Raw genomic sequence first — 13565 nt, forward strand, 5'->3', positions numbered from 1 at the left:
GCCATGCAAGGCGCACGGATGCAGATAACCCGATACCTGCTGGCATTGCTGTTGCTCAGCGGTCCGGTTCTCGCCGCCACCGGCCCGGAAACCGCGCAGTTGCTCAACAGACGCTATCAGAACACCACGGCAGAATGCGCAGGCGCCAACCCGGCGTATTTTTGCAGCGGGGTGCTAATGCGCGGTGGTGATCCGGCTCTTGAGTTCTGGAAACACGGTGAGGTCGCCACGCAGCTGGGGGCCGAGGCTTTGGTTTATCTGCGCAGTGACTTGGGGACTCGCACCTTGTCATTAGCCAACGGCGTCGTCTTCAGTGATTCATTCACTGCCATAGGGCTGGGTCGATCGCTGGACGTGTTATGTACGTATCCATTCGAACTGGCACTGGATGGCAATCGACCGGACTTTGGCTGCGGCACAGTGACGTCAGGACGTGACAGCAATTCTTGCGCTGCCCAAGGCGTGACCGATGCCGAGAGCTGGTTGACGCATTTTCATCAGCAGGATTTGCAAACGGCAAAGCAGTGTTCATTGAGCAGTCTTGACCCTGCACAGTTCAAGGCCAGCCTGCTGGCACATCAAGGCATTGACAACGAATGGTCGGCTCGGTCGATGCAGGTGCAGTTGCGCAACTGGGATGTCAGTGCGCCGAAACAACTGCCGCTACAAGGTCTTTACTACGACATGACGCAACCCGCCGCGTTACTCGGCGCGCAGAGAGATCAGCGGGCTTACTTCATCGCGACCGGCGACTGGTTGCCCATCATGCGTACTGACCTGATGTACGGTCCCGATGCCGTGTTCGGTTTCGATCTCAGGGAGCAGGTTTACAGTGGTTATGAAGTGGCGGCGCGACTCAATGCTCGTTACGCCGATACGTCGATGGCATGCCGGGGCAATACCGCCGCTTACAACTGCAACGGTGTGCTGATCCGCACCACCGACGCCTCACCGAACTTTCATGCCTGGAACCCCAGCCCCGGTTCGATTGAGCGCAATGGTGTGTCTTTTTCCTATCTGCGTGCCGATGTGCATTTGCCCCGTCTTGCATGGGCAAAAAATGAAGGCCTGATCATGAAAGAACTGGCCTTTCCGACGGCATATCCGCTGACGTTACGTTGCTCTTTCCCCTTCGATGGTGCCACTTTTTATCGAAGCGACAGCTGCAACGGTCATTCCGAATCTCCCGAAAAAAGCAAACCGTGCGATGAGCAAGGAATCAGTGGTGTGGATGCGGTGATCACTCATTTTTACGCACAGCCCAGTCGATATCACGGCTGCAGTCTCAGGGGTACCCAGGCCGAGTTCGCGGTGAGTGTTGAGGCCCGATCCAGGTTGACTGCGGCGGATCAGGGAATACACAACGAAGTCATTATCGCCAACTGGCCTCAGGACATACCTGCGCAACTGCCGCTGGAAGCGTTCTTTTATGTCGCGGCCTCGGGACGCCCGAAGGCTCGGTTTTTTCAGTGGGATTACTTCCAGCAGACAGGACGCTTTCTGCCCATCGTTCAAGTGAGCTGGAACACGACAAGCAGCAGCTACAGGTTCGATTACGATCCTGCCGATCAATGGTTGAGTCCGGAACAGCCGGCATTGACCCGTGGTAACGCTCGGTGAACACAGTGGCCAATGCACTCGCCAACCTCAGACCAGTCCATCGCGGTATCGCTGGATATCCCAGCGGTTTAAATCTCTGCGCAGATCTCACAAACACCACAAGGGGGCGGTGTGATTCTTTAGTTGTCGGTGCTTTAAACGTCGCTGTTTAAGTAACACCATCAGACACTCTTTCAGGCTACGCAACCTTGCGCCTTTGCCTACAGCTACGCCAGAATCCGCCGGCTTGTGCCCTTGTGGTCGGGTCTCTATCGTTTAGCGGTCGCTGAAAACTCAGCGATCGGGTTTAGCGACTCGGACCAAAAAAAGTGCATCAGCGCCCCATGCTTCGTTGCAGGCTATCGTCTGCACTTCGCTATGGCGGCTGTATGCGGGAGACCTTCGGGTCTACCGGGTTGCCTTTTTACCGGTTCGCTAACCTGCATACGGTCGCCACCCATCCTGTTTAGCGACAGGACGTGGTGATCCCGGTTCTAAAAAGGAGATTCACCATGTTCAAAGTCACACCCAACCCGCCCGACATAGACCCCACATCCCCCTACGAATCCATCGATTCCCGAAAGCTCCACGAAGCCGCCGACCGCGCGCTCGACCATTACCTCCTGCCACCCGGCGCCACGCCACCGCCACGCAGAACTCGCGGTATGTATGCCGTAACCGCCGACACCAAAGCCGAAGAACTGCTGACCGATGCCAGCGAAACACTCGCCTCGGCCAAGACCATCGCCCAGGACGTCGCTCACCTGTTGCCCGCGCCGCAGCGCCGGGCGCTGTTGGGGATTGCGCAGTTGATCATGCTCGGTGAGCTGGCGGTGAATCGGGTGCTGGATAACCTGGAGTTACCGGGCTAACCCGGACCACTGATCGTTCCCACACGGAACTTGGGGCGCTCAGAAACCCTGTGGGAGCTGGCTTGCCAGCGATGGCGTCAGCTCAGCCAACAGCGACGTCGCCTGACACTCCGCTATCGCTGGCAAGCCAGCTCCCACAGAGTTCTTCGGCGTTCCGGGCAACCTGGTTGATCGCAAGAACTGAGCACACCCATCCAATTTCCTCCCGACCATCATTGGCATGATTCCAGCCAATGACATATCAAGGGTCGGGTCATGAATGCCTCAACAGATGAACGGGCACGCGACATCGGTTTGCTGTTCCTGCGGGTCAGCGGCGGGTTGTTTTTGCTGTGGGTGCACGGCTTGCCCAAGCTGCTGGATTTCACCGCGCAACTGCAGCTGATCGAAGACCCGTTCCACCTTGGATCTCACCTAACCCTGATCCTGGCGATCTTCGCCGAAGTCCTCTGTCCACTACTGATCGTCGCCGGGGTGCTGGCGCGATTGGCGTGCTTGCCTATTCTATTTGTGCTGCTGGTGGCGTTGTTGGTCGTGCATCCGCAATGGAGTGTGGCTGAGGGGCAGTTCGGCTGGTTGCTGTTGATCCTGTTCGCCACTGTGTTGATCGCCGGGCCGGGACGGCTGGTGATTCCTGTTCGTTTGCCCGGAGTGCTGCGTTATGCCTGAAGTCCTCAATCCACAAACACCGGGGGCCGATGAGACGGTCACGCTGATCATCAAGCACCGGGTCAAGGCCGGTTTCGAGTCAGCGTATGAGGCCTGGCTGCGCAATATCGTCCGCGTGGCGGGGCAGCGTGAGGGGCATTTGGGTGTGGACGTGGTGCGCGGCAAGCGCGGGCGCCTCGATTTCTACACGTGTGTGCTGCGCTTCAGCAGCACCGAAGCGATGCAGGGGTGGCTTGAGTCGTCGCAGCGTCAGGCGCTGGTCGCCGAAGCGGCGCCAATGCTGGCTGATGGCGATCAGACCGAAGTCGCGCCGATCAATGAATTCTGGTTTACGCCACTGGCCGATGCCGCTTCGCCGCCGCCGCGCTGGAAACAAGCGGTGGTCACGCTGCTGGTGATTCTGCCGCACACCTTGCTCGTGCCACTGATCTGGGGGCCGCTGCTGGCGCTGCATCCGCTTCTTTCCAACTATGTGGTCGCTACTTTCCTGATCACCCTGACCATCGTCCTGTCGGTGGTGTACGTGGTGATGCCGCCGGTCACCCGTTTGTTTTCGCCATGGCTCGAAGCCAGCCAGGCCCATGAACACCTCGATTCCCAAGAAACCTCGCCACGCTAAGCGCGCGGGGTTCGCACCTTTTCACTTTGCTTGAGGAACTGCGATGAGCGCCGATCTGATTTTATTCAATGGCCAGTTTCATACCGTAGACCGCACCAAACCACTGGCCAGTGCCGTGGCCATCACCGACGGCCGTTTCGTCGTCGTCGGCAATGACAACCAGGCCATGGCCCTGCGCGGGCCGAACACGCAAGTGGTCGATATGCATGGCCGCTGCGTGATCCCCGGCCTCAACGACTCGCACCTGCACTTGATCCGTGGCGGGTTGAATTACAACCTCGAACTGCGCTGGGAAGGCGTGCCGTCGCTGGCCGACGCGCTGCGCATGCTCAAGGATCAGGCTGACCGCACGCCGACCCCGCAATGGGTGCGCGTGGTCGGCGGCTGGAACGAATTCCAGTTCGCCGAAAAACGCATGCCGACCCTTGAAGAAATCAACCAGGCCGCACCGGACACCCCGGTGTTCATCCTGCACCTGTATGACCGCGCCTTGCTCAACCGCGCCGCGTTGCGCGTTGCCGGCTACACCCGCGACACGCCGAACCCGCCGGGTGGCGAGATCGTCCGCGATGCCAACGGCAACCCGACCGGCATGCTCGTTGCGCGGCCCAACGCGATGATCCTCTACTCGACGCTGGCCAAGGGGCCGAAGCTGCCGCTGGAATATCAGGTCAACTCGACCCGCCAGTTCATGCGCGAACTCAATCGCCTCGGCCTGACCAGCGCGATCGATGCCGGCGGCGGTTTCCAGAACTACCCGGACGATTATCAGGTGATCGAGCAACTGGCCAAGGACGACCAGTTGACCGTGCGCATCGCCTACAACCTGTTCACCCAGAAGCCGAAAGAAGAGCTGAGCGATTTCCAGAACTGGACCGGCAGCGTGAAATTGCATCAGGGCGACGACTTCCTGCGCCACAACGGCGCCGGCGAGATGCTGGTGTTCTCGGCGGCAGACTTCGAGGACTTCCTCGAACCGCGCCCGGATCTGCCGCAAACCATGGAAGAAGAGCTGGAGCCGGTGGTGCGCCACCTGGTCGAGCAGCGCTGGCCGTTCCGTTTGCACGCGACCTACAACGAGTCGATCAGCCGCATGCTCGACGTGTTCGAGAAGGTCAACCGTGACATTCCGTTCAACGGATTGCCGTGGTTCTTCGATCACGCTGAGACCATCACCCCGCAGAACATCGAGCGGGTGAAGGCGCTGGGCGGCGGCATTGCGATTCAGGATCGCATGGCGTTCCAGGGCGAATATTTTGTGGATCGTTACGGCAAACAAGCCGCCGAGGCCACGCCGCCGATCAAACGCATGCTCGCCGAAGGCGTACCGGTCGGCGCCGGCACCGACGCCACGCGGGTGTCCAGCTACAACCCGTGGACTTCGCTGTACTGGATGGTCAGCGGTCGCACCGTTGGCGGCCTGGCCTTGTACGAAGAAGGTTTGCCGCGCGCGACCGCGCTGGAACTGTTTACTCACGGCAGCGCCTGGTTCTCCTCGGAGCAGGGCAAGAAGGGCCAGATCAAGGTCGGGCAACTGGCGGATCTGGCGGCGCTGAGCGCGGATTTCTTCCATGTCGAGGAAGAAGCGATCAAGTGGATCGAATCGGTGATGACCGTGGTTGGCGGCAAGATTGTTTACGCCGCCGGCGACTTCGAAGACCTCGGCCCGCGCTCGATTCCAGTGCTGCCGGACTGGTCACCGGTGGTGAAAGTCCCGGGCCACTGGCGGCCGAATTCGCCGTTGCAGGCGCAGGTTCACCAGTGCAGCGGGCCGTGTGCGGTGCACACCCACAGCCATGAAAAGGCGCGGATGTCCAACGCACCGGTCAGTGACTTCGCCGGTTTCTGGGGCGCGTTCGGTTGTTCCTGCTTCGCTTTCTGATTTCCCCTGAAGCGCCGGTCATCCGGTCGACGCTTCACGTTTCATCCATCCGTCTACCAGGAGTTTTGCCATGAGCGTTCCTTACACACGTCTGAACAAAGATGATGCGGTCGTACTGCTGGTCGATCACCAGACCGGTCTGATCTCGTTGGTCCAGGATTTCACTCCGAACGAATTCAAGAACAACGTGCTGGCGCTGGGCGATATCGCCAAGTTCTTCAAGCTGCCGACCATCCTCACCACCAGTTTCGATGCTGGTCCCAACGGCCCGCTGGTGCCTGAGCTGCGCGAGCAGTTTCCGGATGCGCCGTTCATTCAGCGCCCGGGCCAGATCAATGCCTGGGACAACGAAGATTTCGTTAAAGCGATCAAGGCTACCGGCCGCAAGCAACTGATCATCGCCGGTGTGGTGACGGACGTTTGCGTAGCGTTCCCGACCCTTTCGGCGATTGCTGAAGGCTACGAAGTGTTTGTCGTGACTGACTCGTCGGGCACCTTCAACACCACCGTGCAACAAGCGGCGTGGGCGCGGATGTCGGCGGCGGGTGCCCACCTGCTGAACTGGTTCTCGGTAGCGTGCGAGCTGCAGGGCGACTGGCGCAACGACATGGAAGGTTTGGCGCATCTGCTGTCCGAGCGTCTGCCGAACTATCGCAACCTGATCAACAGCTATACCAAGTTCACTGCCAAGTAATCGGCTGATCTTGAAGAGCCCCTCACCCTAACCCTCTCCCGGAGGGAGAGGGGACTGACCGAGGGGTTCTTTCGAGGTACACCGACCTGCAATACCGAGCCGAACTTCAGTTTTGAACAGCTTGAAGATCGGCTCCCTTTCCCTTCGAGGTCTCGGGGAGAGGGGACTGACCGAGGGGTTCTTTCGGGATACGCCGACCTGCAATGCCGAGCCGAACTCAGGTTCTGAATTGCATGCGGTCTGCTCCCTTTCCCCCTCGCCCCTTTAGGGGAGAGGGCTGGGGTGAGGGGGAGGCTTTTGATCTTGATCTTGCCGCTTCAACGCTTCTGCAGCCAACCGAGAAACCCACCTTTCCTCACCGCCACCGGTTTGGCCATCAACGCGAGGCGACTGTTCTGCTGGCGCACCGCCTGCAATTTATTCAACGCCCGACCCACCTCCGTGCGCTGCTCCATGCACTGACGGGTGAGGTTCTTGTCGAGGCGATAGATGATGCTCGACGTCAACGCCGTGAACGTCGCCTGCGACGGCGTATCCGCCAGAATGCTCTGCTCACCCATGACCTCACTCGGCCCCATCCGCCCGGCTTCGACCTTGTTGTCACCGTCCGGCACCGTCGCACTGACCACCCCCGTGGCGATCACAAACAGACTGTCCGGCACTTCATCCAGACCCAGCACCACCTGGCCGGCCGAGTACTGTTGGGCAACCATCGATTCGGCGAGGCGATCGCGTTCCTCACTGCTCAGGGAGCGGAATATTTTCACTTCATCGAGCAACGCACGAGCACGGGTCGACGGTTCGATCACGCCGTCCGGATGCCGTGAAATGCCCGCCGCTTCGAGATGCCGGTGGGCGAGGTCGAACAGTTGATTGCGCACTTCGCTTTTCTTGCCAAGCTCGGCGATGAAGCCGCTGGCGACGTATTCCGACATGGTTTCGCCGGCCTCTTTCAGCACGGCTTTCGGCGCTGGCGTCAGCAACAGCGAACTGCTGCCCTGCAAGGTGCGATCAAGTGCATCCAGTACCCGTCGCGGGCGGATGTGATTCGGCACCTGAATGCTGATCGACACGCCGTGCATGTTGTTCGGGCGGCTGAGGTTGACGATCTTCGCCTTGGCCGCCACCGAGTTCGGCACCACCGCCATGGTCCCGGCGCTGGTCAACAGATGTGTGGCGCGCCAATCGATGTCGAAGACTTTGCCTTCGACGCCGTCGATCACCACGAAATCATCCACCTGATACGGCTTGGTGGTGTTGAGCACGATCCCGGAAAACACATCGGCCAAGGTGCTTTGCAATGCCAGACCGACAACGATGGCCACCACACCCGAAGTCGCCAGCAAGCCTTTCACTGGCAGCTCCAGCACGTAGCCGGCGGCCGCAACGATGGCCACCAGAAACACCAGTGCACCAATGACGTCCTGCAGCAACCGACCGCTATGGCCGATGCGGCGCATCAGCGCCAGACCGATCACTTCGGTCAGCACCCGTGCTGCGTACAGCCACCAGAGAATCCCCAGCGCCGTCGCCCCCAGCTGCGCCACGCGATCATCGGTGAATTGTGGTGCTTGCAACGGACTGACGCCGGCGTTGATCACCAGCGCCGTGAACGCCAGAAACAGCACCAGCCGCACACCCACTCTCGGGGCGCGATGGCTGAAGGGCGAGAAGTGCCAGAGCACCGCGTCGAGCAGCAGCAGAACGGCGCTCCAGGACAGCAGGTGGGCGTAGAAAAGAGTCATGACCGGTACTCCGCGACGCTAGTGAGAAAAAAGATCGCAGCCTGCGGCAGCTCCTACAGGGAATCGTATTCCAGGGTAGGAGCTGCCGCAGGCTGCGATCTTTCGCTTTTATGGATTCAGATGAGTCTTCAGCTCAGCCGCCGCCTGACGCACCGCTGCCTTCACTTCCGGAATCTGGCTCAGCGGGTTGAGCAGGCCGAAGTCATGAATCATCCCGTTGTAGCGCACCGAGGTCACCGGCACGCCGGCTGCATCCAGATGCCGCGCATAGCCTTCGCCTTCGTCACGCAGCACGTCGAATTCGGCGGTCTGCACCAGCGCGGCAGGCAAACCCTTGAGCTGTTCGGCGCTGGCGTTGAGCGGCGAGGCATGGATCTGCGCACGTTCGGCCGGGTTGGTGGTGTAGTTGTCCCAGAACCACTGCATCATGCCCTTGGTAAGGAAATGGCCCTCGGCAAATTGCTGGTACGAACCGTCGTCGAACTGCGCATTGGTCACCGGCCACATCAGCAGCTGGAAGCGCAGGGCAGGGGCTTTCTGTTCCTTGGCCATCAACGCCACGACCGCCGCCATGTTGCCGCCGACGCTGTTGCCCGCTACTGCCAGACGCTTGCCGTCGACACCGATGTCCTTGCCGTGCTCAGCCACCCATTTCGTCGCGGCGTAGGCCTGGTTGATTGCGGTCGGGTATTGCGCTTCCGGCGACGGCGTGTAGTCGACGTAGACGGCTACTGCACCGGAACCCACCACCAGATCACGAATCAAGCGTTGGTGCGTCGGGTAATCACCGAGTACCCAGCCGCCACCGTGGAAGAACATGAACACCGGCAACTCGCCTTTGACCTTGGCCGGACGCACCACTTTCAGGTTGATGGTCTGGCCATCGACCTTGATCGATTTGTCACTGACTTCAACACCGGACAGATCCACTTTCACCGAAGCCTGCGCGCCGGTCAGCACCGCACGGGCGTCTTTCGGGCTCAGCTGCTCCAGCGGTTTGCCACCACCGGCGGCGAGGGCGTCGAGGAAGGCTTGGGTGTTGTGCTCGACACCGCTGTTTTCGGCGGCGAAGGCGTTGCCGATGGACAGGGCGAGGAGGGAAGCGGTGAGGGTTTTGGTGATGTTCATGCTTAATTCCATTTTTTGATGAGTTGTGTGCCCTGTAGGAGCTGCCGAAGGCTGCGATCTTTTGATCTTTAAAAGATCGCAGCCTTCGGCAGCTCCTACAGGTTTGGGGTTGTTTTTAAACCGTGAGCACAGATTAATGAGCTGCCTGAAAGTGAAAAAGCGGCTATAAAGCGTTTAACTGTCCACCAGAGAGTGACAATGAACCCGTTCGAAGACATGCGTATTTTTTGCCAGGTCATGGACTCCGGCAGCTTCACCTCCGCGGCTGATCAACTGGGCCTGTCCAAGCAGTTCGTGAGCCGACGTTTGATGCAATTGGAGGAGCGCCTCGGCGTGCGGTTGTTGAACCGCTCGACGCGGCGCCTGGACGTGACGCCGCTGGGGCAGAGTTATTACGAATCGGCGTTGCGCCTGTTGGGTGAGGTCGAACAAGTGGAGCAGGGCATCGCCGGGCAAACCGCCGAGCCACGCGGGACGATTCGTCTGAGCGCGCCGCTGTCGTTTGCCGTGGCGCATCTGGGGTGTCTGCTGCCGCTGTTCTTGCAGCGCTATCGCGAGGTTACGGTAGAGGTCGATCTGAGTGATCGGCCGGTGGATTTGCTCGGTGAGGGCTACGATCTGGCGTTGCGCATTGGCGTGCTTGAAGACTCGACCCTGATTGCCCGGCGCATTGCGTCGATCGAGCGGGTGTACTGCGCCAGTCCGGCGTACCTCGCCGAGCGCGGCACGCCGCTCAAGCCTGAAGATCTGCACAGCCATGACTGCCTGCCTTACGGCCATGGGCGTTCGGTGCAATGGCGGTTTAATGCGGGGCAGGGCAAGCCGCTGTTGGTCAATGTCACTGGACGCATGCGCGTGAACAACGGCGAGTTGCTCAGGGATGCGGCGGTACAGGGGATGGGCATTACCTATTTGCCGACGTTTATTGTTGGCGCGGCGTTGAAGGATGGCCGGCTGGTGCCGGTGCTGGATGATCTGCGCCCGGAGCCGCTGACGTTATCGGCGGTGTATCCGCAGCATCGTCAGGCTTCAAGGCCGGTGCAGGCGCTGGTTGAATTTTTGCGTGAACGGTTGAACGAGAGCCACGTCGCCCTCTGAGCCTTACGCACATCAAAACTGTAGGAGTGAGCCTGCTTGATCTGCGTATGCCACAAGACCCTGTGGGAGCTGGCTTGCCAGCGATGGCGGCGGGGCAGGCAGTACAACTTTTCCTGATCGGGCCTCATCGCTGGCAAGCCAGCTCCCACAGGTTTTGTGGTGTTTTTAAAAATCAGTTGGCGCGCTTGTCATCGCCCGGCTCGCCGCCGACATGTACGCCACGATCATCGCCGACTTCGCCGGCACGGTGGACCCCGTGGTCATCGCCGACTTCACCGGCGCGGTGGACGCCATGGTCATCCCCCGCTTCGGCGTGCGTGCCGCTGCGGCCGGATGAGGCGCTGTCGCCCGAGTGTCCGGAGCCGTGGTCGCTGCCGCTGTGGCCACTGTTGCCGCCACCGCCACCGCCACCGCTGCCACTGTTGCCGCCGCCATGACCGCCACCGTTGCCACCGCCACTACCACCGCCGCTGCCGCCATGACCGCCACCTCCACCGCCGCTACCACCGCCGTTGCCGCCATGACCACCACCTCCACCGCCACTTCCACCACCGCCACCGCCACCACTTCCGCCTCCACCGCCACTACCTCCACCACCACCGCTCCCCCCATCCTTGGCATGAGCACTGGACACGCCCGACACACTGTCCGGAATCAGCACCGTAGACGCCGACAGAACTGCGCCGATGGCCATTGCGAGCACGAGCTTTTGAATGTGCATATCGTTCTCCGTCTTTGTGGTTTTGTTGGGAACGTAAAAGTGCATTGTTGCAGGGACCGGACCCGTTCCCGCGGTCAGTGAATACTCGACGCCAATTCGAAAATCGGGATGTACATCAGAATCACGATGACCCCGATGAGCAGGCCGATGAAGGTCATCAGCAGCGGTTCGAACAATTTCACGAACCACTCCAGCCAGCGGCTGATTTCCTCGTCGTAGAAATCGGCGCTACGTTCCATCATCTGCCCGAGGTTGCCGGACTGTTCGCCCGCGCGCAGCAATCGTAGCGAGACCGGCGTCACCAGGTGATTGAGTTCCAGCGCGGTAGACAGCGATTGTCCCTCGCGCACCCGCTCGCAGGCTTGATCCAGGCGCGTCCGCGAAGCGACGGTGAGCAAGCCACGCACCATGGCCATGGCGGTCACCAGCGGAATCCCGCCTTGCAGCAGAATCCCCAACGACCGATAAAAGCGCGCCAGTTCATACATGAAAATCCGTTGATGGACGGCCGGCAGTTTCTCCACCAGCCGATCCAGCCCACGGCGAACCGCCGGTTGCTTTTGCAGCACGGCGAGGGCGATGACAATAGCTGCCAACCCAGCGAAGAACTCGGCCTGATGCGCATGCAAAAACATGCCGCTGCTCATCAACACCTGCGACAGCCACGGCAAGTTATCGCCCAGCCCTTCAAACACCAGACTGAAACGCGGCACCACATAACCCATCAGGAACAACACCACACCACCGCCGACGATCAGCAACAGCATCGGGTAGATCGAGGCGCTGATGATCTTCTGGCGCACCTCGTCCATGCGCTGGCGGTAACTGACGTAACGACCCAGCGCATCGCCGACCGCGCCGGTTTTCTCGCTGGACTGTACCAGCGCCACGTACAGCGGCGGGAACACCGCCGACAACTGGCCCAACGCCTGCGAGAAGGACTTGCCCTCGTACAGCAGGCGCACCAGCTCACTCAAGGTTTTGCGGGCGGCGGGGGCGGTTTCTTTTTCGGCGAGGCTTTCCAGCGCATCGATCAACGGCAGGCCGGCATTGAGCAGGGTGGTCAGTTCCTGGCTGAACAACACCAGGTTGAAGGTCTCGCGCTGGCGCAGTTTCAGCGAACGCCAATGCTTGTCGGCGTGCGCGCTGAGCACGCGCAATCCCTGATCTTCGGCGATCCGCCGCGCCTCGCTGTCGCCGGGTGCCTCCACACTCAAGGACACCACCCCAGCCTTGCCAACCGCTTTCACATGAAATCGCATGGGCCGCGCTCCGTTTACTGCCAGTTGGTCACTTCGGCGTTTTCACCTTCGCCGCCGGGCTGGCCGTCCTTGCCCATCGACAGCAAGTCGTACTCGCTGTTTTCGCCCGGATAGCGGTAGGCGTAATTACGTCCCCAGGGATCCTGCGGCAGCTTTTTCTGCAAATACGGTCCCGTCCATTTCGCCTCGTCGCTCGGTGCGGTGACCAAGGCCTGCAAGCCCTGTTCGGTGGACGGGTAGTGACCGACTTCCAGCCGATAGATATCCAGCGCTTTGCTCAACCCTTCGATCTGCGCTTTGGCCACTTTCACTTCCGAGCGACCGAGTTGGGCGAAGTATTTCGGCGCGACGATCCCGGCCAACAGGCCGAGCACCACCAGCACCACGAGCAATTCGAGCAGGGTAAAACCGCGTTGGCCACGCGGACGATATTGCAGCTTCATGATGACCTCCCGTGAGTGGCAGCCGTGTCGCCTGAACGGCTTATGCAATTGCCATGCTCAGCCCCCACTGAAAACCACCTGATTGGCTGAAACCCTTGTAAACCGGGCATTTAAAGAGTCGGCACAGTGCTTGCGTATGGCTCAAACGTGATCGGCCATTGGGGCATTTCCCCCAATTTATCGGGGTCGATCCGGGGAGGCCCGACATGAAATTTCTTGCCAGCGGATTGCTCGGCTGTGTGCTGCTCAGCGGCGCCGCGCAAGCCGATGTGTTCATCTCGGTGGACGCCAAGGGCAGCTACGTGCTGTCCAACGTTCACCGGCCCGGACGCACCTACGAACGGGTGATCCGCGAGGCTGACGCCGCAGTGGCCAGCCTTGATCAGCAGCCGCAAATGATCGCCAACCAGCCCTACGCGGAACTGGTGTCGGCGGCGGCCAAGGTCAATCAATTGCCCGAGGCGCTGCTGCACGCGGTGATCAACGCCGAATCCCGTTACAACCCCGGCGCCACTTCATCCAAAGGCGCAGGCGGGCTGATGCAGTTGATGCCCGACACCGCCCGCGAGCTGGGCGTGACCGATGTCTACGACCCCAAGGCCAACATCCAGGGCGGGGCCAAATACCTCAAGCGTCTGATGACCCTGTTCGACAACGACATCGCCCTCGCCGTGGCGGCCTACAACGCCGGGCCCGACGCAGTGCTAAGCCGTGGTCGGGTGATTCCACCGTTCGCCGAAACCCAGCGGTATGTGCCGAATGTGTTGCGCCAGTACCGGCGTTTGCAGGGCTTGGCCATGGATGCGCCGTTGTGAGTCCAACCCGGTTTTCCC

Annotated in this window: 13 protein-coding genes; 8 read left to right on the forward strand and 5 right to left on the reverse strand. The window is 60.5% G+C overall.

Annotated features, from left to right (window positions below):
- Positions 1-3: 3 nt before the first annotated feature.
- The 6 genes from QZR14_RS12135 to ycaC all read left to right on the forward strand — a co-directional run bounded on the left by QZR14_RS12135 (position 4) and on the right by ycaC (position 6335).
- Positions 4-1620: a hypothetical protein gene (locus QZR14_RS12135; protein ID WP_311996671.1), complete on the forward strand. Its 1617-nt coding sequence runs from the start codon at positions 4-6 to the stop codon at positions 1618-1620.
- Positions 1621-2111: 491 nt separating this feature from the next.
- The gene (locus tag QZR14_RS12140) at positions 2112-2471 is read left to right on the forward strand and encodes a DUF6124 family protein (protein WP_250607225.1); all 360 of its coding nucleotides are present in this window, start codon (positions 2112-2114) and stop codon (positions 2469-2471) included.
- A gap of 255 nt (positions 2472-2726) precedes the next feature.
- Entirely contained in the window at positions 2727-3140 is a 414-nt protein-coding gene (locus tag QZR14_RS12145; protein WP_232391774.1) for a DoxX family protein, read from the forward strand.
- A complete protein-coding gene (locus QZR14_RS12150) occupies positions 3133-3759 on the forward strand; it encodes an antibiotic biosynthesis monooxygenase (RefSeq protein WP_250607224.1) in 627 nt (208 codons plus the stop codon). Before QZR14_RS12145 ends, QZR14_RS12150 begins: the two co-directional genes overlap by 8 nt.
- Before the next feature lie 43 nt (positions 3760-3802).
- Positions 3803-5641 carry an amidohydrolase gene (locus QZR14_RS12155; protein ID WP_099758574.1) on the forward strand — a complete coding sequence of 613 codons (1839 nt, stop codon included), beginning with the start codon at positions 3803-3805 and terminating at the stop codon, positions 5639-5641.
- Positions 5642-5711: 70 nt separating this feature from the next.
- Positions 5712-6335 (forward strand): isochorismate family cysteine hydrolase YcaC, encoded by a 624-nt coding sequence (gene ycaC / locus QZR14_RS12160; protein ID WP_250607223.1) that lies wholly within the window; start codon positions 5712-5714, stop codon positions 6333-6335.
- 317 nt (positions 6336-6652) lie between these two features.
- Here ycaC and QZR14_RS12165 read toward each other — a convergent pair whose 3' ends face one another.
- Together QZR14_RS12165 and QZR14_RS12170 are read right to left on the reverse strand one after the other, a co-directional pair.
- Positions 6653-8080, reverse strand: a complete 1428-nt coding sequence (locus tag QZR14_RS12165; RefSeq protein WP_250607222.1) for a mechanosensitive ion channel family protein — start codon at positions 8078-8080, stop codon at positions 6653-6655.
- A gap of 108 nt (positions 8081-8188) precedes the next feature.
- The gene (locus QZR14_RS12170; RefSeq protein ID WP_311996672.1) at positions 8189-9208 is read right to left on the reverse strand and encodes an alpha/beta hydrolase; all 1020 of its coding nucleotides are present in this window, start codon (positions 9206-9208) and stop codon (positions 8189-8191) included.
- Between the two features lie 198 nt (positions 9209-9406).
- On the opposite strand from QZR14_RS12170, the gene QZR14_RS12175 reads away from it, so the two are divergent.
- Positions 9407-10306, forward strand: a complete 900-nt coding sequence (locus QZR14_RS12175; RefSeq protein WP_093439300.1) for a LysR family transcriptional regulator — start codon at positions 9407-9409, stop codon at positions 10304-10306.
- Between the two features lie 172 nt (positions 10307-10478).
- Here the strand turns inward: QZR14_RS12175 and QZR14_RS12180 are convergent, their stop codons facing one another.
- The 3 genes from QZR14_RS12180 to gspG all read right to left on the reverse strand — a co-directional run bounded on the left by QZR14_RS12180 (position 10479) and on the right by gspG (position 12732).
- Complete coding sequence (locus QZR14_RS12180) at positions 10479-11027, reverse strand: hypothetical protein (RefSeq protein WP_311996673.1); 549 nt, start codon at positions 11025-11027, stop codon at positions 10479-10481.
- 74 nt (positions 11028-11101) lie between these two features.
- The gene (locus tag QZR14_RS12185; protein ID WP_311996674.1) at positions 11102-12289 is read right to left on the reverse strand and encodes a type II secretion system F family protein; all 1188 of its coding nucleotides are present in this window, start codon (positions 12287-12289) and stop codon (positions 11102-11104) included.
- Between the two features lie 14 nt (positions 12290-12303).
- Positions 12304-12732 (reverse strand): type II secretion system major pseudopilin GspG, encoded by a 429-nt coding sequence (gspG, locus tag QZR14_RS12190; RefSeq protein WP_311996675.1) that lies wholly within the window; start codon positions 12730-12732, stop codon positions 12304-12306.
- Positions 12733-12938: 206 nt separating this feature from the next.
- On the opposite strand from gspG, the gene QZR14_RS12195 reads away from it, so the two are divergent.
- Positions 12939-13547 (forward strand): lytic transglycosylase domain-containing protein, encoded by a 609-nt coding sequence (locus QZR14_RS12195; RefSeq protein ID WP_311996676.1) that lies wholly within the window; start codon positions 12939-12941, stop codon positions 13545-13547.
- The last annotated feature ends 18 nt before the right edge of the window (positions 13548-13565 follow it).

The sequence above is a fragment of the Pseudomonas sp. rhizo66 genome (assembly GCF_031931925.1).
GTDB lineage: Bacteria > Pseudomonadota > Gammaproteobacteria > Pseudomonadales > Pseudomonadaceae > Aquipseudomonas.